Source organism: Moorena sp. SIO4E2 (genome assembly GCF_010671945.1).
GTDB classification, from domain to species: Bacteria; Cyanobacteriota; Cyanobacteriia; order Cyanobacteriales; family Coleofasciculaceae; genus Moorena; species Moorena producens.
Map to the genome: position 1 here is coordinate 1 of NZ_JAAHIE010001333.1, position 1,194 is coordinate 1,194.

1 protein-coding gene is annotated in these 1,194 nt (G+C 39.4%); it reads left to right on the top strand.

Features of this window, described 5'->3' with window-relative positions; all coding sequences use genetic code 11:
- Window positions 1-489 precede the first annotated feature (489 nt).
- Window positions 490-1,086 carry a DUF3598 family protein gene (locus F6K37_RS43440; RefSeq protein ID WP_287257349.1) on the top strand — a complete coding sequence of 199 codons (597 nt, stop codon included), beginning with the start codon at window positions 490-492 and terminating at the stop codon, window positions 1,084-1,086.
- Window positions 1,087-1,194 lie beyond the last annotated feature (108 nt).

Here is a 1,194-nt window from a genome sequence, read left to right on the forward strand (position 1 = left end):
TAGAATAAGGGTAACATTTGCAACAGATAGGTCTTATTGACAATTTGAGACCTATCTTTTTCTATCACAGATCGTTACACTCTTGACGTATCAATCGTTTCAAGCCATATCGTCGCCCCCCCAGGTTGAATATAATTCATCCGGTGAGTTATCCGGTTTAACATTAAAGAGTAATTAATCAGAGATGGGGAGATGGGGCATAGTTTGATTAAGGGTAATTATTCAGACATTCCCTAACACATTACTAATCTACGATCTAAGAAAATATTATACCGATTAATGTAGTTAAAATGTAACAGTAACTATAGCGTTTATCGCAGTTATGATGTACGCTTTTAAACGTAAAAGTCCCCCTTATTAAGGGGGATTTAGGGGGATCAATTTGTAGCTTATGGGATATAGACTTGCTATAAGTAACATAAAAGTTTGGATTGATAGGCAAAATTAAACTATATAAACAGTAGTGATGAGAGATAACAGAATAAACTTATGGATCGAAAAATTCAAAATTGGAATAAATTCTGTCAATATTATTCAGGAGACTTGTATGGGATTTGGACTAGATACTCGAGCGCAGGAGAAGTCATAGAATCTTGGCGCTGTATTAGAAGCTTTCGTCCCACAGCAGATTGCAGTAAAATACATCAGCAAAATCACTATACTTATGCTAATGACAAAACGGAGACAAAAATCTTTGGACCCTACAAGCAACCTATCACAACCGGCTTGTTTTTAGACAACGGCTTTTCCTGGGGTTCCACCAACGTAAAATCCGGCTCCACGTTTTTTTCCGATATATGTTTAAGGTATGAAAATAGTCGTGCTACTGCGATTGCCAAATACGATGAAAGTGGCAGCTTGAAACGCTTTACTGTCTTTCCGGAACACCTAGGACATTTCGTAAATGTACCTGCTATACCTCCCACCCATCAAATTAGTAGCGACTGGCAAGGAACACTCCAAACAATAACCCCGGACTGGCAAATTTCACCCCCAGTAGTAAGCTCATGGCAACCGTTAGACGATTTACGAGGGAGCCAAAGCCCGAAAGCCCCGCGTATTTATACCGGGGATGAAGGGCAGTAGCGGCTAAAGCCGCCGTGAAAAAAATATTCTGAGAATGTTCCGGAATTTTATTCTAGATGTTGTAGAATAAAGTAAAGCGGGAGAGGTCGATAACCGATGATCATTCTG

Excerpts from the sequence above, each read along its gene's own strand:
- F6K37_RS43440 (WP_287257349.1), top strand. The coding sequence starts at position 490 with ATGGATCGAAAAATTCAAAATTGGAATAAATTCTGTCAATATTATTCA.